Genomic DNA, 24,479 nt, shown 5'->3' on the forward strand with positions numbered 1-24,479 from the left:
ACTTGGGGTACGCTTTAAGGTGCGGAAATTCATGTAGGGTGCGCATTGATGCGCACCTGGTTGATTTAATTAGAAACGATAAGACGCGGTAACCGAGAAGTTACGCGGCGTGCCGTAAACGATGCCGCCGTTGCCGACGTTTTCGTCATACTCTTTATCGAACAGGTTATTCAGGTTAGCTTGTAACGTCACATTTTTCGTCACGTCATAGCGCGCGAACAAGTCCACCAGCGCATAGCTGCCCTGACGTGCACGCCAGGTGCCATTGCCATCCGGACCGCCAAGATCTTTATAGGTCTTCGACTGCCAGTTAACCCCGCCGCCCAGCGTCAGCTGATCCATCATCGGCAAGCGATAGCTCGTAAACAGGTTGAAGGAAGTGCGTGGCAGCTGAGAGTTATAGTTCTCACCATCACGATCTTCCGCCACATAGCTGGTGCCACCGAAGGTCATCTGCCAGTTATCGGTCAGCGCGCCGTTCACTTCAAATTCAACCCCACGACTCACCACGCCTTTCTTACCGACATAAATCGCATTACCGGTTTGCGCGTTGGTTTCACCCGTTGCGGAGGCCACATTATCCAGTTCTGCACGGAATACCGAGACTGACGTGGTCAGACGGCTGTTAAACCAGTCCGATTTGACCCCGGCTTCGTAGTTCTTGCCGATAACCGGTGACAGGAATCCGCCTGACGCATCCTGGTAATCTTGTGGCTGGAACACCGAGGTGTAACTGGCATAAGCAGACCAGTTGTCATAGAAGTCCCAGATCACGCCGCCATAAGGAGTCGTGTTGTTCTTTTCCATCTCCGCTGACAGCGTTTGACGATTCCAGTTGGTGTAACGCGCACCCAGAATCACGTGCAAGGGGTCCGCCAGTGAGATGCGTGTCGCGACATAGGCTGACTTCTGGCGCACCAGTTGTGTATCAGATGCTGGCTCACGTGGTCCCCAGTTCGTTTCTGGGAAGTCACCATTGAAATCATTGAAATTACCCAACTCTGCCGGGGAGATATTGGCCCAGGAGCTGTAGTATTTATTATCCTGACGGCTATAGTTCACCCCCACCATCAACTCATGTTGGCGGCCTAACAACTCATAAGGGCCACTGGCAAAGGCATCGACCGCATCAACTTTTCGTTTACCCGTGTTGTAACCGGTGCCGCCAATGACGGGCCATCCTGCGTATGCTGATGAACCTGCCCCCGTGGTTTTATCGAAGTAGCCGTCAATGTAAAGCTGTTTACTGTCGAGGAACATCTCGTTATGGGTGCCGTTAAGGGTGATGTTCCAACCGTTATCGAAGTTCTGTTGCAGATTAACAAAGACTTTTTTGTTTTCTTTGTTGTTATAGGCCCATTCTGGCGAGGTATTGTAGCCACGACGTAAATGGGTTTGCGAACCGTCGGTATACCAACGAGGAGATCCACTCCACATTGGCGAGTCAGTATCCACCTGAGTGAACTCATAACCCACAGACAGCTTAGTTTTGTCGGTCAGGTCCGCGTCAACCACGCCGTAGATAAATTTCTTTTCAAATCCGTAGCGCTCGATAAAGCTATTTTTGTTCTCATAACCGGCAACCACACGGCCACGCACGTTGCCTTCTGACGACAGTGGCGCAGAAAGATCGGCAACATAACGTTGCTTATCCCAGCTGCCATAGCTGGCTTCAAGGTTACCGGTGAACTCTTTGCTGTCCGCGTGCTTACGCACCATATTGATCGCAGCAGAAGGGTTACCCGGCCCGGTCAACAGACCGGTGGCACCGCGCACCACTTCCACGCGCTCATACAGCGCCATATCGGTTTGTGCATCGCCGAGGTTCCAGCGAGAGGCGAACGCGGTAGGGATACCATCGGTCATGTAGTTGTCGATGATAAAGCCACGTGAATAGTAGTTGGTACGATCCATATCGCTGCTGACGCCACGGATACCGGTGGTATTCGACAGTACATCATTCAGTGATTGCAGCTGCTGGTCCTGCATACGTTGTTTGCTGATGATGCTGACCGATTGCGGGATATCACGCGCGGTGAGTGCCATTTTGGTACCGGCACGGGTCACCGGTACGCTGTAATCTTTTGCCGCCTGCTCTTGTTGCGCTTCCGCGCTGGCGCTGGCATCCACCGTCAGCGTTTGCTCACCGTTGGTCTTATCTGCCGCTTGTGCAATTCCTGAGGCGATCATCATCGCCAGCAGAGAGACACGCAGCGCACGCTTAGGCGCACGGCCCGATTCCCTGAGGCACTTTTCTTCGAAAGACATACTATTCCTCAATCAACTTATCGTTATTTTTGTTCGGCTTACCTGCTGACGTCTGCTGGCTCCTGCCAAAAAATAACGTGCTGAAAAAGGAAGTTCAGAACCGGGAAATACCCCGATCGCGCCGTCCTGGCGCAGACAAATCGACAGTAAAGTTACCGTTAAGAAAGCAAATGAGAAATATACGCATTCATATTACGATTGCAAGAAATTGTTACAGATTCACCATGGCCAACGTTTTTCTGCCAGCTCGACTAACAAACGGGAGGCCGGTGAAAGTTCACTTAACGAACGGAACTGCCAACCAAAGGTACGCGGCATCATCACCAGCGGCAGCGGGATCTCAATCAATCCGCTTTCGGCCTGTAACAGTCGGCGTGAAAGGAAACTCAACAGTTGTGTCTCAGCCAATACGGCACGCAGTGGTGAAAGCGTGTTGCTCTCCATTTGCACTCTGGGGGCTGCGTAGCCGCCACTGCGCAAACGCTGCTCCAGCCATTGGCGTGTCGCCACATTATCGGATGGGAGAAGCCAGTTATATTCATCGAGCTGCTCGGGGGTAGGATGGATATTGGCGAGGGGATGCTGCCGACTGGCGGCAATCACCACCGGATCTTCAATCAGCGGGCGAGTGATAAATTCACTGTCACCCTGCGGCAGAAAACCGAGAATCAGATCGATTTTGTTCTCACGTAGTTTTTTCTGCAGCAGATCGTTCATCCCCACCGTCACTTCCAGCCGCGCAGTGGGCGCTCTGTGCAGCAGATCTTTGCTCAGGACCGGCAACATAAACTGTGCTGCCGTGGCGGCGACACCCAAGCGAATCACCCCGGCGGTACCTGCACCCAGCGCCTGTAAATCCTGACGAGTGACCTGCATCATGTGCACGACTTTTTGAGCACGTTCACAAAGTAACAGTCCCGCCTCGGTGAGTTGCATCCCCCGCCCGACCTTGAGAATCAGACGCGTGGCGTAAAACTTCTCCAGCCGTTGCAGGCATTTGGTCAGCGCAGGCTGAGTAATGCCAAGGGATTGCGCCGCTTTCCCTAAATGTTGCGTCTCTTTCACTGCCAGCAAGTAGTGCAGATCTTTTAGTTCCATTCATTCCCACCAGGAATCGATTGATAAAAACCAGAGAATATAATTTATCATTCTACACTGCCAGGATGGTAAGACATTAACAACAGCGCAACACGCTGTTTGCGTCACCTTGTGGCGCTTAACAAGGGAGAAAAGGATGAAACAGACTCTGAAAGCACTGGCAGCGGCTATTGCACTGACCACCAGCGCACAAGTGATAGCGCAAGATAGCCTACCGGTGCAGCTGCCTACACAACAGGACAGCCGCCTGGAGCAAGTTGCCACCTCACCTCGCGTGTGGAACGGCATCACCGTCAGTCACGATAACCGCCTGTTCGCTTCGCTGACGCAATCGGAAGGTGCCGGCTTACAGTTAGCGGAGGTGGTGAACAACCAGTTAAAAGCCTTCCCCGATGCGGCCTGGAATCAGTGGGACGCCAAAGATCCCGAGCATCATTTCTACCATGTCAATGCGCTGCGAATCGGTCCCGATGGCGATCTGTGGGTAATGGATTCCGGCAACAAGGGCATTGGCACGGGCGATCAGGCTGTGGCGGGTGGCGCCAAGTTGGTGCGTATCAATCTGGCAAGCGGCAAAGTGGTAGGCAGCTATGTGTTTAAAGCCCCGACTTTGCAGCCAACCAGCTATCTGGACGACGTGCGCTTTAACGGCGATTTCGCTTACATCACCGATCCTGGCGCAGTGGGTTTAGTGGTGCTGAATCTGAAAAGCGGCAAAAGTTGGCGCGTACTGGACAATCACCCCCTCTCGATTGACCACCAACCGATATACGCCGACGGCAAAAAGCTTATTCTGCGCGATGGACGTGAAAAACGCGTCGGTCTCGACCAGCTAGAAGTCTCACCGGATGGCAAATGGCTTTACTACCAGGCCATTCCCGGCCCACTGGCGCGCATCGAAACCCGCTACCTGAATGACAGCGCGCTCACCGCCGCCGAGGTGGCTAAGCATGCGGAAAAAGTGCGTGACACCTGGAGCACCGGCGGCACAGCGATTGATGCCGACGGCAATATCTACGCTTCTGACATTAATACGCGCAGCATCAAGCGCATCGCGCCTAATGGCGAGGTGACGACCGTGGTGCAGGACCCGCGTCTGGTATGGATTGATGCGATGTGGGTGTCTAAAGGCGCGCTCTGGATGCCATCCGGGCAAATTAATCGCACGCCTGCGACCACCGGCGGCAAACCTTCGACGGTTGAGTATCCGGTGAAGCTTTACCGCCTGGCATTACCGATCGCGCCTTCACCGCGTGACCATCAATAATGGCACCCCGGCACCGGGTGCCGGGATATTACTCACTTCACTTAATATTACAGAGAGGGAAATAACACCGACATTAATCATCACCGTACGACATTTAAAATTTTTTAAAACTAAGAGGTTACGCACATATTTCGCGTAATACCGACCTTGTGACCCCTGAAAAAAACACTGGATAATATCGCCAGATTGACGAGGTCGCAGAAGGTTAATTTGAACAATAAATAATCATTGGCTGTTTTTTATTTATTCCGAACACATCGCATTTGCTACCCACAAATGTGCAATATCCCTCTGGACAGGAAACACCGTCATGCTGCTGATCATCAGTCTACTTATGATAATCTGCTTTATTGGCTTATTAATGAGCAAAAAACTTTCCGCGCTCACGGCCTTAATCATTATCCCGACAATATTTGCGCTGTTATCTGGCCATGGCGCAGATATGGGCGCAATGGTGATCAAAGGATTGCGCACCGTAGCCCCAACCGGCGTGATGCTGATATTTGCCATGCTCTATTTTATGAGCGTGACCGATGCCGGCATGTTTGATCCAATCATTAAACGCATCGTTTCCACGGTGGATGGCGACCCCGTTAAGATATTTATCGGCACCGCATTATTAGGTTTTATCGTCGCGCTCGATGGTGATGGTGCCACGGTTTATATGATTGTGCTCTCGGCATTTATGCCGATATATGAACGTATTGGTTTATCGAAACTCAGCGTGGCCGCGTTGCTATTACAATGCACCGGCTTAGGCAATATGTTCCCGTGGGGCGGCCCCACGGCGCGTGCTGCCGCTGCGGTTCAGGCGGATGTCGCCACGCTGTTTGTCCCGCTGTTAGTCCCGTTGCTCGCCTGCGTGGCCTGGACCTTTATTCTTGCCTGGATGCTTGGCCGTCATGAGCGTAAACGGCTGGGCTTTCAGCAGCACATCCCCGAGGCCGTCGCTGCCCTGCAATTCGAGGAGAAGCCGCGTGTTGCCTGGCGGTTCTGGTTTAACTGGGCGCTGACTGTGGTGTTAATGACCTTCCTGGTGCTGGATGTGATGCCGATGGCGTATCTGTTTATGCTGGCAACCGCCATCATGTTCATCGTCAACTATCCACAATTAAGCCAACAGCAGGAGCAGATTGGATGCCATGCGCCCGCCATTCTCGCGGTAGCAGGGTTAATTTTTGCCGCTGCGGTGTTTACCGGTATCTTTGCCGAGACAGGCATGGCAAACGCGCTGGCACAAGCGATAGTTCACACCATCCCTGCCGCACTCGGCCCTTATCTGGCGGTGATCACCGCTTTGATCAGCATTCCGGTCACCTGGATGGTATCTAATGATGTGTTCTATTTCGGCATGCTACCGGTATTGGTCCAGGCCGCCAGCCATTATGGTATCGAGCCGATTGAAATGGCGCGTGCTGCGCTGGTGGGTCAGCCGGTGCATATTCTCAGTCCTTTAGTTGCATCGACCTATTTATTAGTCGGCATGCTGAAGCTCGATTATGCCCAGACACAGCGATTCACCCTGCGCTGGTCATTTATTACCTCACTGGTATTATTGTTTGTCGCGCTACTGACCGGTTGTTTTCCGTTCTATCGCAGCCTGTAGAATATCAATAGCCAATTCGCACAGATAAATAAGACGGGATAGCGTCTGCGTGTATTCAATAATTGCACACGCAGAGGCTTTCCGGATAATTCTGTCTGGGTAGCAATATTTTCATTTGCAATAAAATACCGTAGAATGCGCCCTTTCATTTTCTGTATATAAGTAATAAGGGTTTATTCATGAGCGATGCACTCAAAGCATTGAACAATCTTCGTACGCTGCGTGCGCAGGCACGTGATATTGAGATTGCGGTTTTAGACGAAATGCTGGAAAAGTTCGCCGTGGTGGTTGCTGAACGCCGTGAAGAAGCAGCAGCGGATAATGCCGCGCAGCGCGAGAAAGAAGAAAAACTGGCACTGTATAAAGAGATGCTGCTGAACGATGGTATTGATATTAGTGAACTGGCGTCATTAACCCCGTCTGAAAGCAAACCCAAGACCAAACGTGCACCGCGCCCAGCCAAATATAAATTTATCGACGAAGACGGTAATGAGAAGTTCTGGACCGGCCAAGGCCGCACACCTTCGCCGATTAAATCGGCGCTGGATGCCGGTGGTTCAATGGATGATTTCTTGATTTAAGCGTAACGGTGCGCATGAATGCGCACCCTACGTGACCTGTAGGGTCGCCAGTTATGGCGACCACTCAATGAACCTTATTTCAACGCTGCGCACGCCGCAGCAATACGTCTGCCCGCTTCTCGTACGCTATCGATGTCTGTGGCAATCGACAAACGGAAGTAAGGTGACAAGCCGTACGCACTCCCCGCGACACCTGACACGCCGCTCTCCAGCAGATAGTTCAGCACATCCTGTTCGCTTGATAGCGCCTGACCATCTGGACGTGTTTTGCCCAGCAGCCCTAAAACGCGACAGAAGATAAAGAACGCCCCTTCTGGATTCAGCACCTCAATGCCTTTCACCAGCTTCAGTTGCGCCATAATCGCGTCACGGCGTTCCTGATATGCTGCGCGCTGAGGTGGAAGAAAATCCAGCCCACCGTTCAACGCGGCCACCGCCGCCGCCTGACTAATGGCGCTGGCTCCCGAACTGTTCTGCGATTGCACCACCACCATCGCATCAATCAGCGCTTGCGGTCCCGCGCCGAAGCCAATGCGCCAGCCGGTCATGGCATAGGTTTTAGACACGCCGCCTACCAGCAGAATACGCTCCGCTAAATCCGGTGCCACCTGCAGTAAACTCACATGCTCGCGCTCATCAAACAGAATATGTTCGTAAAGCTCATCCAGCATGATCCATACCTGTGGATGATCGCGCAGCACCGCCGCCAATGCAGTCAGCTCGTCGGCGCTGTACACCGCACCCGAAGGATTGCCCGGATTGTTCAACACCAGCCAGCGAGTCTTGGCGGTGATCGCCTGCGCCAGCTGCTGCGGTTGCAGTTTGTACGCTTGCTCCAGCGGACAGTCCAGCAACACGGCTTCACCACCGTTGAAGCGCACGCTGTCCGGGAAGGTTGGCCAGTACGGCACCGGCACAATCACCTCATCCCCGTCATTCAACGTGGCGGCGAAGGCGTTAAAAATGATCTGTTTGGCGCCGTTGGCGATACATATCTGCCCCAGTCCATAATCCAGCTGGTTTTCACGTGCCAGTTTGGCCTGCACCGCTTTACGCAGCGGCGTGGTGCCATTGGTCGGCGTGTAGCGGGTTTCGCCGGCATGCATAGCCGCAACGGCTGCCTCGCGGATGTGCAGTGGCGTATCAAAATCTGGCTCACCGGTGGTGAGATCAAGAATATCCACGCCCTGCTCTTTGAGCTGACGCGTCAACTGACGCGCCGCCGCATTGGCAGAGAGCGACACGGACTGTACACGCTTTGATAAGGTGACCATGTTCAGCTCCTCAGGGTTTACAGGGCTGGCAGACCCAGGTTTTCACGCAGGGTGGTGAATTCGTAGTCTTCACGGAACAAGCCACGACGGCGCAGTTCCGGGATCACCAACTCCACAAACAGATCCAACTGCTCTGACATGATGGCTGGCATGATGTTGAAGCCATCTGCGCCGCCCTCTTTCATCCACAGCTCGAAATCATCCGCGATATCTTCCGCCGTGCCGACGATCACGCGGTGGCCACGTGAACCCGCCGCCACTGCCGCCAGCTCACGCAGCGTCAGGTTCTCGCGCTTCGCCATATCGGTCATTAACTTCACTCGGCTCTGATTACCTTCACCGAGTGGCACTTCCGGCACCGGGCCATCCAGCGGATACTGGCTGAGATCCATGCTGAACCGCAGTGACAGCTGACGCAGGCCATTATCGATATCCACCAGGGTGTTCAGCTCTTTCCACAATGCTTTGGCTTCTTCACGCGTGCGGCCCACGATTGGCATTACGCCAGGCATGATCACCACGTGGTCGGGATTACGACCTGCCGCAATCACCTGATCTTTCTGTGAGCGATAGAAGGTTTGAGCCTCTTCCAGGCTGGCCGCTGCGGTGAAAATCACCTCTGCGGTTTCTGCCGCCAGTTTTTGACCATCTGCTGATGAACCCGCTTCAATGATCACCGGGCGTCCCTGCGGTGAACGGGTAATGTTCAGCGGGCCCTGCACCTGGAAGTGTTCACCTTCATGGTTGATCGGCTGGATTTTGTCATCGACGAAGTAGCTGCCAGTTTCTTTATTAGGCTGAACGGCTCCCGCCTCCCAACCCGCCCACAGCTTGTTGGTCACTTCCAGGAATTCACGCGCACGCGCATAGCGCTCCGCATGGTTCGGCATATCGTTACGGCTGAAGTTGCGCGCCACGTCGGTTGAGAAAGAGGTAACGACGTTCCAGGCGGCGCGACCACGGCTGATGTGATCCAGCGACGAGAAGCTGCGCGCCATGGTGAACGGGTCGCTAAAGGTGGTGGAAGCCGTCGCCGCCAGACCGATACGTTTGGTGTTTACCGCCAGTGCCGACAGCATCGTCAGCGGCTCAAGGCGCGCCATGGTCGATGGCAAACGGTACATGCTGGTCGCCAGCGCATCGCCGACAAAGAACAGATCAAACTTACCCGCTTCGGCTTTCTTGGCGATGGTGATCAGCCAGTCGATATCGGTTGGGTCGCCGAGTTTTTCCGTCAGACGCCAGCCGCTGACATGTTGTCCAACCGGTTGCACGAAGAGGCCCAAGCGGATGCGTGGTGAATTTGCAGTAGCCATTAAATTTGTCCTGGTCAATAAAAAGGGTAAAAGGTCAGAAATTGTTCTCAGTCGCCAGCAGCGCCTGTTCCAGCGCGTCCGCATGAATGCGGAACGGCAAACGTTCAGCACTGGCCGCTGGGAATTTAATGTGTTCTGCGAGTTGACGAATGACCGCTGCGCGATCGCCCGTCAACGGGGCCAGTGTCAAAGGCATGTCGTACTGACGCAGCAGCGCCAGTAACTCTGCGTCTGGCTCGCCGTTATGCTCAATCAGCGACTGCACCAGCAAGCTGAAGCCGACTTTCTCGCCGTGCAGCCAGTGATGCAGCTCTGGCAGATGGGTAAGCCGATTGTGAATCGCGTGAGCAAAGCCCGGTGTGGGTAATTGGTCGCGTACGCTGTTCGCCAGGCCAGCTAACACAATGTTGGCGTCAATGACTTTCACCAGTTCAGGCGTGACCTGCTGCTGTGCGTTGGCACTCACCGCTGCTGCACCCAATTGACGATAAACGTCCAACGCGCGCTGCGCGGTCATCACTTTAAGATCGAGCGCCAAATCGTGCGGGTTGTTGCGCAGATAAGGATAGAATTCATAGTACTTCGCCAGCGCATCCACAATACCGGCCTTGAGATAGCGCACGTCGCTGCGCGCAATGATTTCAGTGTCCACCAGCACCAGCTCGGGCATTTTGCCCAGCGGCTGGCTGCGCAGATGACCGCCCTGCTCGTTATAGATGATGGCAACCGGCGACCATGCCGCGCAGGTCGCCGCCAGGGTGGCGAAGTTGATCACTTTCAGATCAGCCATCTGGCTGCCGACGGCTTTAGCCGCATCCAGTACACGCCCGCCGCCTACAGCAAACAACAGTTCTGCTTGCTGTTGCTCAATGTTATGTTTCAGCGTTTCAATCGCCGCGTCGGTGCATTCACCGTGCAGATATTCCAACTCCCAACGAATACCGTTGGCCTCTAAGCTCTGGCTTAATTCTGGATTAACAGCTTGCCAGGCACGGGGGGAGGTGAAAATACGGATGTGTGTGGCGTAAGGTTTGATAAATTCACCGGCACGCGAACGCAGGCCGGCTTCATGTGCATAAGCACGCGGAGATTTGATCGCTAACACGTTGTCACCCTGATTAAGAATAAGGCTATAACGAGAAAAGTTATTTTATTTCATGAGGTTAATGCGAAATAGTTATAGCGCTATGTAATTTATGCATACTACGGTAAATAACGATTTAAGCAATGAAAAAGCCGCCATTTCAATTTCACAAATTCGCATTAGCTTAGCTATTTTTCACATATAGCAGCGACGGACATTACTGATAATCTGGGCGACTTACGCATTGTGCCATGGCGCCCTCTACTGCGCCGCTGCCAACATTTCCGCCATCGAGCGGTTTTCGGGGAACTTATGTCACTTGAATTTCGTCAGGTCAGAGAAGACGAAGTGGATGTCTATCAGGCTTTGATGCATGCCGCCTACGCATCCACGCTGGCGCTTGGCATCAAATTCGATGCCGCCACCGCCGATCGCGAAAAGACGTTGCGTCATCTGCAAACGCACGGCGTTTATGCACTCTATGCAGATAACATCATGGTCTCTTCCGTGACAGTACGCTACCCGTGGGGACCTCTGCCGGGTCCCTTTGGCTTGCCACACATCGGCTGGTTTGGTGCGCATCCTGATTATCCTGGTCTGCAATATGGCCGCCAGGTACAAGAACGCCTTGAACAGGAGATCCTGCTCGGCAAACTGCGTGCGCCTGCGGTTTCCCTCGGGACCGCCACCAGCCATCCGTGGTTGATCGAGATGTATAAAAAGCGCGGTTTCCAACTAATGCACACCACGGATCTTGGCAAAGGCCACATCACCCAATATATGAAGAAAGTGCTGGATGACACTGCGCATGATGCGTGGATGACACGGCAAGCAGCACAACAAGGAAGCAAAATATGAGTTTTGATGAGAACGCTTTAGGCGAGCATCTGGTTGCTTTCCGCCATGAGTTACACCGTTTTCCTGAACTCTCTAATCAGGAATTTGAAACCACCGCACGCATCCGCCAGCAGTTAGAAAATCATCAGATCCGCGTGTTGGACTTGCCACTTAAAACCGGCTTAGTCGCTGAGGTGGGGCCTGCTCAGGGACCGCTGATGGTGCTGCGCTCCGATATCGATGCCCTACCGATAGAAGAGCAATCTGACGTCACTTTCCGCTCCGAACGTCCTGGTGTCATGCACGCCTGCGGTCACGATTTTCACAGCTCGGCGGCGCTGGGTGCAGCGATCCTCCTTAAACAGCAAGAGGCGAACTTACCGGGGCGGGTGCGTATTTTGTTCCAGGCTGCGGAAGAGACCGGACAAGGCGCACCCGATGTGATTGCCACCGGCGCGCTTAAAGAAGCCGTTGCCATCTTTGGTATCCATAACGATCCTTCACTGCCACCGGGCGTGATTGGCAGCAAAGCTGGCCCGCTCACCGCAGCCGTAGACCGTTTCGATATTCGCATTACCGGCGTGGGCAGTCATGCGGCCAAGCCGCATCAGGGCAACGATCCGATTGTGATCGCCGCACAGATTGTCTCTGCGGCCCAAACCCTGATCAGCCGCAATGCCCCTTCAGGAGATAACGCAGTGGTGTCGATCACTCAGATCCACAGCGGTAGCACCTGGAATGTGATTCCCGATAGCGCCTGGCTGGAAGGCACGGTGCGCTCGTTCTCACAGGAAACCCGTGAACGGTTGGAGCAGCGTTTTCGTGAGATCGTGCAGGGTATCGGCGCCGCCTTTGCCGCTGAGGTGGAATTTAACTGGCACGCGGGTCCGCCGTCAGTGGTCAACGACGCGCACTGGGCTGACTTTGCGCTGCAACAAGCGACGGCAAGTGGCTTTGAAGCACGTGTGGTAGAGGCCAGCCCAATTGGCGAAGATTTTGCCTTCTACCAACAGCAGTTACCGGGTGCCTTCATGATGATTGGTACCGGTGAGCCCTATGCGCTGCACCATCCCGCATTTCGTATTAACGATGAGGTGCTGCTGCCAACATCGCGCTATCTGGCGAATCTGGCCGTGGCCGCCCTGAACAGTCTGGAGCAGCCATGAGTCTCACTCACGCGCTGGCGGAACTCATCGTAAACCGTCAACCGGATACCCTCTCACGCGAGGCCGCACGACAAGGCATCAAAGATTTCCTCGCCGTGAGCTGGCCTGTGTTGCAAGGTCAGGTACCAGATAGCGGCCTGCCCGCCCTGCGCACGGTGTATTCGGACAGCAGCCCGCGCTCGCAGGCACTGCTACTCGGTTACGCCGCTCATGCCCTGGATTACGATGATTTTCATGCCGATTTTCGCGGCCATCCCAGCGTTGTCATTCTGCCCGCGCTGTTTGCCTGGCAGCAGCAACAGGCAGCGGAGTTAGATGATTTTCTCGACGCCTATGTGATTGGCGTGGAAGTCGCGGGGCGCTTAGGTCTCGCCATCAGCCAGCAGCACTATGCGTTGGGTCATCATAACACCGCGACTTTGGGTACGCTGGCCGCCGCCGCCGCGCTGGCCCGATTGCTGAAACTGGATGCGTCGGCCACCGCGATCTTGCTGGGCATTGCCGCCACCCAAGCCAGTGGATTGCGAGCGCAGTTCGGTTCGGCGGTGAAACCGCTGCATGCTGGATTCGCTGCCGAACGGGCAGTTGCCGCCGCACAGCTGACGCTGGCTGGTTTTGATGGACAGAAAAATGGGGTGATCGAGGCGTTTCTCGCTGCCAACAGCAACGGTCAGGCACAGCCTGAAAAACTGGTATCTGGCTGGGCAGCCCCGTGGCGTATTGTCGTGCCGGGTCTGGAGTTCAAGCCCTTTCCGACCTGCGCCGGAACCCACAGTGCGGCTGAAGCCGCGCGCATTTTGCGCCAGTCATGGCTGGAGAGCGGCCAACCTCTGTCGGCATTACTGGATAACATTACCGATATCAGCGTTGCTTTCCCACCTGGCGGCGATATCGCGGCCTCAGTCACCAAGCCAACCAACGGTATTGAAGCGCGCTTCAGTCTGGAATACGTCATTGCAGCGATGTTGATCTATAACGATCTTCGCCTGGAAGATTTCGCCGAAGGCGATCTCAACCCTGAGGTGATGCCGCTGGCCAGTAAGGTACGTCGCACCCCCGATGCCTCTGCGCCGCCGGATGCCATCAACCCTGCACTGCGTTTTCATTTGCTGACCCTGACACTGCGCGATGGTACGCAGCTCCAGCATCGCCGCACGCGCCAGCAGTCACTGGCAGACGGCGTGGATGTTGCGGGTAAACTGCGTCTGGCGTTAAGCCAGGAGACGGGTGAACAGTTGCAAAAGTTGCAGCAAAGCATCCCACTGCAAACATCAGCGGATCTTGTGACAATCAGCCAGTTGTTGCACATTTAATGTTACGTGCTGGGCCATGGGCGGCATGAATGCCGCCCCACGACGGAAACACCTCGGATTTTCAACGACATGACCAAAACTCAGCGACTGCTTGAACTGGTGCAACTGCTGCGTTGCCATCGCTATCCGGTGACCGCACAGCAGTTGGCCGATCAACTCCGCATCAGCGTGCGCACGGTGTATCGCGACATTATCTGTTTGCAGCAGCAAGGCGTAGAGATTGAAGGCAGCGCAGGCCTGGGTTACCTGCTGAAATCCGACGGCCATTTGCCGCCGCTGATGTTTTCCCGTCATGAAATTGATGCGCTGGCATTAGGTCTCGACTGGGTGAGTCGTCATACCGATGCCGAACTGAAATCCGCCGCGCAACATGCACTGGCAAAAATACAGGCGGTGCTGCCAGAGCATTTAACCCACACTATCGACCATCAATCACTGCTGGTTGCCTCACGCGGGGAAGTGCTGTTTGAGCGGCACCTGCCGGAAATTCGCCAGGCAATACACTCACGCAACAAGATCACGCTGCGTTATAAAGATCTGAAAGAGGCCACCTCCACCCGTACGCTATGGCCGGTGGTGCTGGGCTATTTTGATCGCGTACGTTTATTGTGTGGCTGGTGTGAGCTGCGCCAGGACTTCCGTAATTTCCGCGTGGATCGCATTGAGGAAATCGAGGTGAACGGCGAGCTGTATCCAGGAACCCGCCATCAACTGTTGAAGCGTTGGAAGGATCATCAGCAGGCGCGCTATCCCGATTATCGCTGATATCCTTACAACACCCCACTGAACAGCACTGGCCCCGTGGGTTGCCCGGTGGGAGAGCCGCCTTGCGGTTCAAGGCTGATGGCAATCGCGGTACCTACTGGCAACGCCCTGTTATTGGTCTCAACCTGCGTAGGTGTATTGGCTGCCAGCAACCCCAGCGAAACAGGCTGTTTACCCGCAGGAATAAGCCATAACTGCAAACTGTTGGCGGAAGTAACAGCCACCGCTTTCAGGGGGGTTAACTTCAGATGGCGAAGATCGCTGCTACGACTGACCACCCATTGCCCATGTTGTTGCGCATCGCCAAGCACCACCAGCGGGGCAAACTCTTCAGGACGTTGGCTGTAATTTGATACCAGTGTGAAGGCCGCCAGTCCCGCTGCGACTAACCAACCTAAATAGGGATTGAGCCGTCTCGCCCCTTTTTGCTGAGGCAGGTCCAGCACAATTTTTTTCCAGACGCGCGCGGGCGGGATTTCTGGCCGCAAATGGCTGTCTAGACCTGCCAGCATCGTCTGCCAGCTTGCGACACAGGCCGCCAGCTCAGGCTCCTCACGCAGGCGTTTTTCGAAGCGCAGTCGGGCATTGCCGCGTAACGTCCCCAACACATATTCTGATGCCAGCGCATCATCCCGCTGTTGATGAGTATTCATAGGCCCACGCACTCCCGAAGATGCTCCATTGCTCGACGAATCCAACTTTTTACTGATCCGACGGGCTGCTGCAGCCACGCTGCGATATCGCTGTGAGACATCCCTTGATAATAAGCCAGCGTGACACTTTGCCGTTGCTCACTGCTGAGATGCTGCAAGCAGTGCCGTAACCGTGCAGCTTGTGCGTCCTCAATCTGCGCTTCTGACTCACTGCCCTCTTCCGCGAAATGCTGGTCATCATACTCTTGTGACTCTCTTGCCTCGCGTGCTTGCCCGCTACGTAGCCAGTCGATGCAGCGATTACGCACGATTTGTGTCATCCACGTCACAGGCGCGCTAAGCGTCGCGTCATAGGTACCGGCACGATTCCACACGGTGAGGAAGCAGTCGTGCAGCACCTCTTCCGCCCAGGCACGCTGGCGTAATGTGCGTAACGCGATGGCAAAGAGATGGGGCGAGGTCAGTCGATACAGTTGTTCAAATGCGCGGCGATCGCCTTGTGCAATCGCCCGCATTAATTTCACCTGCTGTTCTGCTAAATCCTTATCCATATTTTTCCCGGAAGACGATGAAAGCTATTCCGAGTATAGACAATTACTTAGGCATCAGAACGGTATCGATCACATCAATGACACCGTTTTTCTGGTTCACATCATAGGTGCTGATATTGGCCATATTGCCTTGTGCATCTTTGAGCTGAATGTTGTGCGGGCCATTATTCATAATCCACAGCGGTTGGCCGTTCACCGTTTTCAGTTCGGCATGTCCGCCACCCTGCTTGATTTTCATCTCCAGCGCTTTCATATCGTATTTACCGGCGACGACGTGATAAGTGAGGATGCTGGTGAGCTTGGCTTTATTCTCGGGTTTGAGAAGATTATCAACCGTACCGGCAGGCAGCTTAGCGAAAGCCGCATTGGTAGGTGCAAACACGGTAAATGGACCTTTACCTTCCAGTGTCTCTACCAAACCTGCCGCCTTCACTGCCGCCACTAAGGTGGTGTGATCTTTCGAGTTGAGGGCATTTTCAATGATGTTTTTCTGCGGGAACATGGCGGCGCCACCCACCATCACAGAACCGGAATCCATCGCGGCAAAAGCCGTAGCGGTAAACAGAGCGCCAGAAACCAGGGTGATTGCTAATAGCTTTTTCATCATAAATCCTCGTTGTAGGGAGCGAAGAATTTGCTCACATCGGGATATACGTATGAAGGAGGTGAATTGGATGCAGTCTGGAGAAAATATTTTTAAAAAAACAGAGACGGCCTGTAGAGGCCGTCCTGATAGTAGCGATCAGATGGTTTCGTCAGGCTCGAGCGCATCCTGAATCGCATCGGCGAGATTGGCGATCTCATTCGCAACAGCTTGCAAATCCCATGAAGCTTTAGAGCCGCTCGCGGAAGTGGAGGCACTCACCGACTCTTTTGCCACGGCTAACGCCGCCGCAACGGCAATTGTGCGTTTGTGCTGTTCCGGCGTCATGCCCATTGGGGCGGGTGCAAAGTAATCATTTACCATTTCATCTCTCCGTTTACAGCGTTCAGTTAAATTCAATCCTGCGTGCATTATCAGGATTATAACGGAGAGTGCGAACAATAATTCTCAAAAGGCTTTTGACTGATTCTTTCACACCCTGTCCGTGCCGTTCAACCCGTCATCGCGGAGCGCAGAGCAATTTATGCCGTAAACTTAAGTTCAGGCCAGGCCACGTTGTGGGTGAGATCACAGGTAAAAAGAGGACCCTGAAAGTTGATAATCCCAGCCGCTTCCAGCCACATCCACTCTTCAGCCCGTTCGATACCCGTGGCAATGACCCATATTTCCAGTGCTGAGCAACAGCGTAAGATCGCCTGCACAACCGCCTGCTTGGGTCCACTGTTGTGAACATTGCGCGTGATACTGGCATCGATTCTGATTTTATCTGGCTGTATTCGGGTTAGCAGCGATAGGCCAGCCGTTCCGGCGCCAAAATGATCAATCGCCAGACTCACACCTGCGGCCTTTAATTTTGTGACTGCCATGACAAAGGCGTCAGGACGCGAGATTAACGCCATTTCACTGACGGCGAGTGAAATTTGCGCCGTCACTAACTCTGCATCTGCAATTCCTGCCACGATTTGCTCAACCGCATCAGGGATTTCTACCAGCGTCATTGGCATGATGTTGACATACAGCATCATGTCCTCAGGTAAGGTATTGCCAGCAATACGAATGGCCTTTATGGCTAACGCGAGGTCGAGACGGTGATGTTCTATCGGGTCTAACGCGATACGTTCAACGGATGCTGTATTGATAATCGCCTGAATAGACGTCACTTTTCTGGCAAAAGGATCCAAGATGGGATGGAAACTGATGCCGTGCTCGCTGGCCTTGGTCAGGCTGTTGACAGGTGTGTATTCTTCAAACTCGTCAACGATGAAATCCCACTGTTCTACAGGTGGAACTTCGAAATAATTTTCTTTCTCTCGGGCCTCAACAAAGGTTCTGAGGAACTGCAATGCGCGGTCGTCATAAGTCAGTTGATAGAGGGAAGTTCCCTTGTCTAACACCGCTTGTAATACCGAATCTTTGTCATGCTCACGCAGATCGAATAGTTCCATTCCAGCATTACCAAATCGGCGATACGGTGCATGATCTTGCATTAGCTCAACAATATTGTGATGCCGTACGTCTGAACAGATCCGCTGATACACGTACTGCACGCCTTCATCTGGCCCTTCGAGAATTTGGAAAAAATGCGTGCCATTGAACAAAAGGATGCCGGTGACATCTTGAGTCTCGTTCAGCTTGCTGGCCCTGCTGACCATATCCGGGAGAATTTTAACGGGGACATCATCAGAAATATGGCTGCGGTAGATAAGCGTGGTAAGCATGAATTGTTCCAGCTGGGTGACACATTTGCGCCACCGTAGCATTTCGTTAACACGAAAAATAGCTAATTATGAAAAACTTTTATTTTACGCTTCGCTTTAAAAAAGAGGTTTATGTTATTTTTTCGAATAACCCAATCAGAACAAACATGCCTAATGGAATTTAACGTTCAAAGCGGAGCCGTATCTAAAGAATAGAAGTGAAGGAATGTTTATTGAAAAATGCGACGACATCAGAAACAGGTGTCGGCATTCTAAAGAATATGCCAAACTGGATGCGCATACATATTTTGGAGGTCAAGTGGGGCATGATGAAAGAATTACACAAGAGATGCTTGCTCTGTTAGGCGAAACGGTGAGGCATTTTATCAGAGAAGGAATTCCCTTCGAGCTTCACTCACTTTCTCAAGCCATGCAGAAATTGAAGGAAAGCGAAATCGATAACGAAGTAAAAGTGAGATATGAAGGCATGATCCGTCTGCTTTCTGAGTTAATGCATTAACATCACACTCGAAATATAATTATGCATCGTCCGGCGTATAACCCACCACAATTCCAAGCGTTTTACGCAGAATTTCCTGTTCGCCTTCATCGTTAGTGGATTCAAGCGCAGAGATTAGACTCAATATTATCGACTTGTTGCTGACGAGTCCTTCTGTAGCCAGTAGACGTGGAATTATCATGCCCAGAACGGCGGCCTCATCGCTGAGTTCCGCGCCGTTTTCACGAAAATGCATGGCAAGTTCTTCATCGGGTATCGCAGCAAGAATATCTTGAGGCTTTTGCATAATCCTGTCCTGTTATTGATTAAGGCCTGCCCTGATTAGCTTGGTTCAGTGCTTACGTTGATTCCCAGCACCATGGTTATCGGGAAAGAGATAAACCACGCTATCATCAGCATTGGTGTTGCTCTTATCACCCTGATTGGCAGCAATGCATTCGTTCACTTCTTTAATAGCGAGCGCAATATGCTGGCGTCGAGTATCTTGTTCAGCCTGTTCTTGCATAACCTTGAGTTTGTTGATCAGCGCGATGTTACTGATCGGTCCTGCCTTGATGAGCAATGCCAGCGTAGCTTCGCCTATGATTTCATCAATTATTTTCTGTAAATCACTTCTGTTCATACTCGTCTCTGGTTGCTGCATGTCTATCAGAAAATGCGCGTTAATTTGAAGGTTCGCGAAGGACCATAATGAAATCTACCATTCACGAGTTGTACAAATCCAATGCAACATCAGTAAGACAAAAGCTGTACAACCTGGACAAATACGACTCTTAACTTTCACGCTCAAACAGTAGACCAATCAACTGATGATAGTGGCGTTCTTCTTCCGCGTTGCCAGAAAGCTCCATGCGGCGCAGGAGTTTGGTGCAAAGCGATTTACGGTTGAGATTGCGGCCTTCCCGCAGAATTTCAACAACAATTTGACCCAAAGTCTCTTGTTGAGACGGTAACGATGCCCTTGAAAAGTACTGAGCAATCGCTTCCGAGGAGTTTGGCGTGTATCCATTCTGACGCATGATTTTACCCCCAAATGGACGGTGAGACAGGCCGCCCGGTTAGTTGTACAGTTTAAGTAAAGTTGTACAAAAATATAAAACCACCGCATCATTTTTTGTTGCAAAAAGTGCTATTTCCACTCCTGAACATAGTAAACATAGGTTTTGCATGGCAATTCGTGACATAAGCCAAATCACATTTAAGTGCATCTGAAATATTACTTTTTACCGCGATCTCGATGACTTACTCGAATGGCAAAGTCATCTGAATGAAGTCCGCGTAAGGGGGAGTGAGACGGTTGCTCAGCAGATGACGGTTGGCCGTAATTCTGTAGCCACGCCATTGCATGGGTGATGGTAGTCTGGCGAAGGGCTGACTCCTCTTCCGAGGCCATGTTCTTCAATTCTAACTGCAACTTCGCAACGGTGACTTTTTCCTGACGTAGCAGAATCCGATATGCCGCTTCACCAATAATTTTTTCTGTGCTTTCCATTTTGACCTCTCCTGAAGATATGAGCTTGCGCTTTGTCCTCAGGATTCATTCTAGCGCATTCAATCCTTTGCTAAAACATATCTTAATTGAGCATATGTAGGTATTTTTATGAATTTAATCAATCGGTTAATCTAAATCACAGCTCAATTTAATTTGGATGGCTACCTTGTATACCTAGACAATTCCGAAGAATGTGATGAAAGATATGTTGACACCGTTCCCTCCTTCTTGGGAACGGCATCCAATTTCATTAGTTTTTAAAATATGAAGAACAAGGCGACTAGCAGGTTGTATCAACTGATTCTAATTAATACGCATTGCCTTTGAAGTGTTTCCTGCAGTAGACAGCAGTTTGAATACGACTTTTTAACGGAATTTTGCATGCTTAATTACCGCCATCCACATCGGATGGGCTGTGTTTCTGTTGAACTTTTCAAGTGCATTAAGCAACTCAGTCCATTTGATTGCCTGCTGTGTTTTGTCTTTACCCAAGGTTTCTTTCATTTGTTGAATAGTTGCATCAACCTGCAATTTTACTTCAGCAAGGCTCATTCCCGATTGGTGAAAAGCAGCAAGTTTTCTCAACTTAACCGCAATAATCTCAACGTCTAATTCCAGTTTGCTCAAACACACCTCAACAAATATTATTTTTGAATAATAGTTGTAGTTGCTATTTTTAAAAAAGAAAGCCAAAGCCTGAAATAACTTCCTGTCTGGAAACCGGCGGGCTAATTTAATGATCTGACGACATTGCAGACCGCTAGCCACCAGAGACTTACTTCCCTGTGGCAAGTTATACATAACACCAACAGATGCTGAATTTTCAGGCAGCCATCATCCCCATCTGATACCCCCTTTTCCGACTTAATCTGTAAGAGCTCAAAATCTATCAAATAATCAAGGCGCTCAACTGACCTAACCCGGCAGATTGTAAATTTATGTCTATGATGTAGGTGGTTCAATCATTCATGTTTCGAATTTATGAAGTTGAATCGTTTAATCTATAATCAGAGATCTGCAGTAACGCATTGAATTTTAAGGGAAGGAAAATGCTTAGTATCAGAAGAAAAAAGGTAAAACCGATGCGTCTTAAGGACGTGACAATTATAGATGATGGCCGTCTGAAAAAAGCGATTACCGCTGCCGCCTTGGGTAATGCCATGGAATGGTTTGATTTCGGCGTCTACGGCTATGTCGCTGCTGTTTTAGGGAAAGTCTTTTTCCCTGATGCCTCACCGGGTATTCAGATCATTGCGGCTCTAGGGACGTTTTCTGTTCCGTTCATCATCCGACCGCTGGGTGGTATGTTTTTTGGCGTGCTGGGTGATAAATACGGCCGACAGAAAATTCTGGCTATTACCATCATACTGATGACTTTCAGCACTTTCAGCATCGGACTCATACCTTCCTATGCCTCCATTGGCTTCTGGGCGCCTGTTCTGCTGCTGATTGCAAAAATGGTCCAGGGATTTTCAGTCGGAGGGGAATACACCGGCGCTTCAATCTTTGTCGCAGAATATTCCCCCGACCGTAAGCGTGGTTTTTTAGGCAGCTGGCTTGATTTCGGCTCGCTGGTGGGATTTGTCTGTGGAGCGGGTGTCGTTGTGCTGCTTACCACCATACTCGGCCAGGAAAAGTTTAATGACTGGGGCTGGCGTATCCCCTTCTTTATGGCGTTGCCACTGGGGCTGATTGGACTTTATCTGCGCCATGCGCTTGAAGAAACGCCAGCATTTCAGAAGCACGTCGATTCACTTGAACAGGGTTCTAAACAGGGTCTGAGCGAGGGGCCTTCAGTTCCCTTCAAAGAAGTTGCCCGAAAGCACTGGCGTAATCTTATCTCCTGCATTGGTATCGTGATCACCACTAATGTCGCTTACTACATGCTGTTAACTTACGTACCAAGCTATCTGACACACAACTTGCATTACTCTGAAGACCGTGGCGTGTTGATCATTGTCGTGATCATGCTGGCAATGCTGTTTGTACAACCCATCATGGGATTGCTGAGTGATAAGTTTGGACGGCGTCCATTTATCATCATTGGTAGTGTGGCCATGGTTATTTTGTCCATTCCATCATTCATGCTGATCACCCATCACAGTGTCGTTGCGCTCTTTTTTGGTCTGTTTATACAGGCTGTGATACTGAACTGTCTTATTGGTGTGATGGCTGCAACGCTGCCGGCGTTGTTCCCGACAGAGGTACGTTACAGTGCACTGGCAAGTACCTATAACATCTCGATTTTGGTCGCGGGCGTAACGCCTACTCTGACTGCGTGGCTGGTTGAAGAAACCGGTAACCTTTATATGCCTGCGTGGTATCTGATGGTTGTAGGGGCAATTGGGGTTGTCACCGGCTTCACTGTAAGAGAAACGGCGAACAAACCTCTCTATGGCGATACCCCTGCGGCCTCATCACTTGAAGAGGCTAAAGAGTTACTTCAGGAACATCACGATGGTATTGAGCAACGCATCGAAGACCTGGATGAAAGGATTGAGGAACTGAAGAAAAAACGCCGCAATTTAGTTGATCAGCATCCTGAAATTACCCAGTAACTTGTGCCCGCCATCTGAGGATGGCGGGTTTTGCCGCGGATGAGGATTAAGTATGTCTTCAGGTTCAGAGGGTGCCCGTCCCGCCGTCGGAGCACCAGACCTGACCAGAAGTAAATGGCGTTTCATCTGATGCCAGTAAGACATACAGAGGGGCAATCTCTACAGGCTGACCGGGACGACCGAGCGGGGCTTTTCCGCCAAACTGAGTGAGTTTTTCCTGAGGCTGACCACCAGATGGTTGTAACGGTGTCCAGTAAGGACCGGGGGCCACGGCGTTAACACGAATACCTTCAGGGCCCAACTGTTTAGCAAGGGATTTAGTGAAGGCTGCTATACAGGCTTTTGTCTGAGCATAATCGAGGAGAATGTCACTGGGATCATAGGCCTGCACTGATGAGGTGTTGATGATACTGGCCCCTTTCGACAGATGCCTTAACGCCGCTTTGGTAATCCAGAACAGGGCATAAACATTGGTTTTGAAAGTAGCGTCAAAAGCCTCTGTTGTCAGGTCGCGAATGGATGAGCAGTATTGCTGTCGGCCCGCGTTATTCACCAAAACATCCAATCCCCCAAGTTCGACGACCGCTCTTTCAACCAGCTCAGTGCAAAATTCTTCACTCCTGATATCACCGGGTAAGGCAATGGCTTTTCTGCCTTCTTTCTGGATCAATTCGATGACTTCCTGTGCGTCACTCTCCTCTTCAGGAAGATATCCTATGGCAACATCGGCTCCCTCTCTGGCAAAGGCTATCGCTGCGGCCCGACCGATACCTGAATCACCACCCGTTATAAGTGCCTTTTTACCTGAAAGCCTACCATGACCGGTGTAACTGGTTTCACCATGATCCGGTACAGGGTTCATTTTTGATGCCAGACCAGGAGAGGATTGTGGCTGCTTTTTAAAGGGAGGAACCGGGAAGTCTGTAAGATTATTAACCGCTTCGTTTGTCATCAAAAAACCTCTTTTACATCAGCATTAATTAATTGGCTAATCTCAAGGTTAGTAAATTTTGACAATAATGAAAGGGCCACTGCTTGATGACATAGTCGCTTAATGACATCGTCGCGCTTGGCTTAAATTTGACAATTTCAGTAATAGTTAAAGCACTATTTACGCCTCGCTTATCATTTATTGCAGCCCTCTCGAGTTGAGTAGTTCATTTTCAAGCAGGCTTAGTAACTTGAACATTTTTTCTGCTCACCTCTGATTATTTTATTAACAGAACCAGATTGTTACCCTCTTGCAATGCATTATCTATCTTGAATAATTAACAGAGAAGTTTTCACATTGAGCAATAGCATCGACACCATAAAGAAACAACACTAACCATATGAATTGAATAGACATTAAACCTTGCATTGCTAATGTTCAAATTTGAACCATGATATAGTTTGAAATCAAAAAGAGGATTACCTATGCTCTATCAAACTCGTCATGAATTACCTGAAAGTGTAAAAAATGTTCTCCCTGCACATGCACAGAACATTTATCTTGCCGCATTCAACAGTGCGTGGGATGAGTATAAAGAGAAAAAAGACCGCAAGGATAACAGCTCGCATGAGGAAGTTTCACACAAAGTCGCCTGGTCAGCCGTTAAACAGAAATATGAGAAGGGCCATGATGATAAATGGCATAAAAAGGCAACCTGATGAAGCTCATGTCTTTTTCCATTCCCTCTATTCAGAGTGATTGCTGATCTAAAATATTAGGAAGAGAAGAAATTAAAACTTTGGCTCTTTTCACTGTGAGATAATTTAGTCAATAAAACAGTTTCAATTAAAAGCCTTTATCTTACACCAGTATATTGAAGTCAAATCATGAAAGGCAA

The 24,479-nt window shown here is 51.2% G+C and carries 26 protein-coding genes; 10 read left to right on the forward strand and 16 right to left on the reverse strand.

The window, feature by feature from the left end; all coding sequences use genetic code 11:
• Positions 1-69: 69 nt before the first annotated feature.
• Both fhuE and PSSD_RS20985 read right to left on the reverse strand, forming a co-directional pair.
• Positions 70-2,268 (reverse strand): ferric-rhodotorulic acid/ferric-coprogen receptor FhuE, encoded by a 2,199-nt coding sequence (gene fhuE, locus PSSD_RS20980; RefSeq protein WP_058973556.1) that lies wholly within the window; start codon positions 2,266-2,268, stop codon positions 70-72.
• A 219-nt stretch (positions 2,269-2,487) separates the two neighbouring features.
• The gene (locus tag PSSD_RS20985) at positions 2,488-3,366 is read right to left on the reverse strand and encodes a LysR family transcriptional regulator (RefSeq protein ID WP_058973557.1); all 879 of its coding nucleotides are present in this window, start codon (positions 3,364-3,366) and stop codon (positions 2,488-2,490) included.
• Between the two features lie 136 nt (positions 3,367-3,502).
• Between PSSD_RS20985 and PSSD_RS20990 the strand changes: the two genes are divergently transcribed.
• The 3 genes from PSSD_RS20990 (at position 3,503) to PSSD_RS21000 (ending at position 6,820) form a co-directional block, all read left to right on the forward strand.
• Positions 3,503-4,633: an L-dopachrome tautomerase-related protein gene (locus tag PSSD_RS20990; RefSeq protein WP_058973558.1), complete on the forward strand. Its 1,131-nt coding sequence runs from the start codon at positions 3,503-3,505 to the stop codon at positions 4,631-4,633.
• 310 nt (positions 4,634-4,943) lie between these two features.
• Positions 4,944-6,239: a CitMHS family transporter gene (locus PSSD_RS20995; RefSeq protein WP_058973559.1), complete on the forward strand. Its 1,296-nt coding sequence runs from the start codon at positions 4,944-4,946 to the stop codon at positions 6,237-6,239.
• A 179-nt stretch (positions 6,240-6,418) separates the two neighbouring features.
• A complete protein-coding gene (locus PSSD_RS21000; RefSeq protein WP_058973560.1) occupies positions 6,419-6,820 on the forward strand; it encodes an H-NS family histone-like protein in 402 nt (133 codons plus the stop codon).
• 74 nt (positions 6,821-6,894) lie between these two features.
• Here PSSD_RS21000 and PSSD_RS21005 read toward each other — a convergent pair whose 3' ends face one another.
• Genes PSSD_RS21005 through PSSD_RS21015 form a run of 3 tightly spaced genes read right to left on the reverse strand, consistent with a single transcriptional unit; the run spans position 6,895 to position 10,515 of the window.
• Complete coding sequence (locus PSSD_RS21005) at positions 6,895-8,094, reverse strand: aminotransferase class I/II-fold pyridoxal phosphate-dependent enzyme (RefSeq protein WP_058973561.1); 1,200 nt, start codon at positions 8,092-8,094, stop codon at positions 6,895-6,897.
• Positions 8,095-8,111: 17 nt separating this feature from the next.
• Positions 8,112-9,410, reverse strand: coding sequence for an LLM class flavin-dependent oxidoreductase (locus PSSD_RS21010; RefSeq protein WP_039332837.1), 1,299 nt, complete (start codon positions 9,408-9,410; stop codon positions 8,112-8,114).
• A gap of 34 nt (positions 9,411-9,444) precedes the next feature.
• Positions 9,445-10,515 (reverse strand): iron-containing alcohol dehydrogenase family protein, encoded by a 1,071-nt coding sequence (locus PSSD_RS21015; protein WP_058973562.1) that lies wholly within the window; start codon positions 10,513-10,515, stop codon positions 9,445-9,447.
• Positions 10,516-10,806: 291 nt separating this feature from the next.
• Between PSSD_RS21015 and PSSD_RS21020 the strand changes: the two genes are divergently transcribed.
• The 4 genes from PSSD_RS21020 (at position 10,807) to PSSD_RS21035 (ending at position 14,575) form a co-directional block, all read left to right on the forward strand.
• A complete protein-coding gene (locus PSSD_RS21020) occupies positions 10,807-11,352 on the forward strand; it encodes a GNAT family N-acetyltransferase (protein ID WP_039332832.1) in 546 nt (181 codons plus the stop codon).
• The gene (locus PSSD_RS21025) at positions 11,349-12,497 is read left to right on the forward strand and encodes an amidohydrolase (protein ID WP_039332830.1); all 1,149 of its coding nucleotides are present in this window, start codon (positions 11,349-11,351) and stop codon (positions 12,495-12,497) included. Before PSSD_RS21020 ends, PSSD_RS21025 begins: the two co-directional genes overlap by 4 nt.
• Positions 12,494-13,810: an MmgE/PrpD family protein gene (locus PSSD_RS21030; RefSeq protein WP_058973563.1), complete on the forward strand. Its 1,317-nt coding sequence runs from the start codon at positions 12,494-12,496 to the stop codon at positions 13,808-13,810. The genes PSSD_RS21025 and PSSD_RS21030 overlap by 4 nt, the downstream gene beginning before the upstream one ends.
• Positions 13,811-13,879: 69 nt before the next feature.
• Entirely contained in the window at positions 13,880-14,575 is a 696-nt protein-coding gene (locus tag PSSD_RS21035; RefSeq protein ID WP_058973564.1) for a helix-turn-helix transcriptional regulator, read from the forward strand.
• Between the two features lie 5 nt (positions 14,576-14,580).
• Here the strand turns inward: PSSD_RS21035 and PSSD_RS21040 are convergent, their stop codons facing one another.
• From PSSD_RS21040 to PSSD_RS21060, 5 genes are all read right to left on the reverse strand, one after another.
• A complete protein-coding gene (locus tag PSSD_RS21040) occupies positions 14,581-15,228 on the reverse strand; it encodes an anti-sigma factor (protein WP_058973565.1) in 648 nt (215 codons plus the stop codon).
• Positions 15,225-15,779 carry an RNA polymerase sigma factor gene (locus tag PSSD_RS21045; RefSeq protein WP_058973566.1) on the reverse strand — a complete coding sequence of 185 codons (555 nt, stop codon included), beginning with the start codon at positions 15,777-15,779 and terminating at the stop codon, positions 15,225-15,227. Before PSSD_RS21045 ends, PSSD_RS21040 begins: the two co-directional genes overlap by 4 nt.
• 43 nt (positions 15,780-15,822) lie before the next feature.
• The gene (locus tag PSSD_RS21050; RefSeq protein WP_039332818.1) at positions 15,823-16,383 is read right to left on the reverse strand and encodes a fasciclin domain-containing protein; all 561 of its coding nucleotides are present in this window, start codon (positions 16,381-16,383) and stop codon (positions 15,823-15,825) included.
• A 138-nt stretch (positions 16,384-16,521) separates the two neighbouring features.
• Positions 16,522-16,746, reverse strand: a complete 225-nt coding sequence (locus PSSD_RS21055; protein ID WP_039332815.1) for a hypothetical protein — start codon at positions 16,744-16,746, stop codon at positions 16,522-16,524.
• Between the two features lie 158 nt (positions 16,747-16,904).
• Positions 16,905-18,101, reverse strand: a complete 1,197-nt coding sequence (locus PSSD_RS21060; protein ID WP_058973567.1) for a diguanylate phosphodiesterase — start codon at positions 18,099-18,101, stop codon at positions 16,905-16,907.
• 205 nt (positions 18,102-18,306) lie between these two features.
• Here PSSD_RS21060 and PSSD_RS21065 point away from each other — a divergent pair, with 205 nt between their 5' ends.
• Complete coding sequence (locus tag PSSD_RS21065) at positions 18,307-18,600, forward strand: hypothetical protein (protein ID WP_058973568.1); 294 nt, start codon at positions 18,307-18,309, stop codon at positions 18,598-18,600.
• A gap of 19 nt (positions 18,601-18,619) precedes the next feature.
• Here the strand turns inward: PSSD_RS21065 and PSSD_RS21070 are convergent, their stop codons facing one another.
• The 5 genes from PSSD_RS21070 to PSSD_RS21090 all read right to left on the reverse strand — a co-directional run bounded on the left by PSSD_RS21070 (position 18,620) and on the right by PSSD_RS21090 (position 20,860).
• On the reverse strand, positions 18,620-18,886 hold the full coding sequence (locus PSSD_RS21070) for a biofilm development regulator YmgB/AriR family protein (RefSeq protein ID WP_058973569.1): 267 nt from the start codon (positions 18,884-18,886) through the stop codon (positions 18,620-18,622).
• A 45-nt stretch (positions 18,887-18,931) separates the two neighbouring features.
• On the reverse strand, positions 18,932-19,222 hold the full coding sequence (locus tag PSSD_RS21075; protein ID WP_058973570.1) for a hypothetical protein: 291 nt from the start codon (positions 19,220-19,222) through the stop codon (positions 18,932-18,934).
• Between the two features lie 151 nt (positions 19,223-19,373).
• On the reverse strand, positions 19,374-19,619 hold the full coding sequence (gene ycgZ / locus PSSD_RS21080) for a regulatory protein YcgZ (RefSeq protein WP_058973571.1): 246 nt from the start codon (positions 19,617-19,619) through the stop codon (positions 19,374-19,376).
• Between the two features lie 197 nt (positions 19,620-19,816).
• Positions 19,817-20,092: a hypothetical protein gene (locus tag PSSD_RS21085; RefSeq protein ID WP_058973572.1), complete on the reverse strand. Its 276-nt coding sequence runs from the start codon at positions 20,090-20,092 to the stop codon at positions 19,817-19,819.
• A gap of 366 nt (positions 20,093-20,458) precedes the next feature.
• Positions 20,459-20,860 carry a hypothetical protein gene (locus PSSD_RS21090; protein ID WP_153011479.1) on the reverse strand — a complete coding sequence of 134 codons (402 nt, stop codon included), beginning with the start codon at positions 20,858-20,860 and terminating at the stop codon, positions 20,459-20,461.
• Between the two features lie 281 nt (positions 20,861-21,141).
• Here PSSD_RS21090 and proP point away from each other — a divergent pair, with 281 nt between their 5' ends.
• On the forward strand, positions 21,142-22,650 hold the full coding sequence (gene proP / locus PSSD_RS21095; protein WP_058973574.1) for a glycine betaine/L-proline transporter ProP: 1,509 nt from the start codon (positions 21,142-21,144) through the stop codon (positions 22,648-22,650).
• A gap of 64 nt (positions 22,651-22,714) precedes the next feature.
• On the opposite strand, the gene PSSD_RS21100 is transcribed toward proP, so the two are convergent.
• Positions 22,715-23,602, reverse strand: coding sequence for an SDR family oxidoreductase (locus PSSD_RS21100; RefSeq protein ID WP_058973575.1), 888 nt, complete (start codon positions 23,600-23,602; stop codon positions 22,715-22,717).
• Positions 23,603-24,066: 464 nt separating this feature from the next.
• On the opposite strand from PSSD_RS21100, the gene chaB reads away from it, so the two are divergent.
• Positions 24,067-24,300, forward strand: a complete 234-nt coding sequence (gene chaB, locus PSSD_RS21105) for a putative cation transport regulator ChaB (protein WP_058973576.1) — start codon at positions 24,067-24,069, stop codon at positions 24,298-24,300.
• The last annotated feature ends 179 nt before the right edge of the window (positions 24,301-24,479 follow it).

The sequence above is a fragment of the Type-D symbiont of Plautia stali genome, from assembly GCF_001485335.1.
In the GTDB taxonomy this organism is placed as follows: Bacteria; Pseudomonadota; Gammaproteobacteria; order Enterobacterales; family Enterobacteriaceae; genus Pantoea; species Pantoea vagans_C.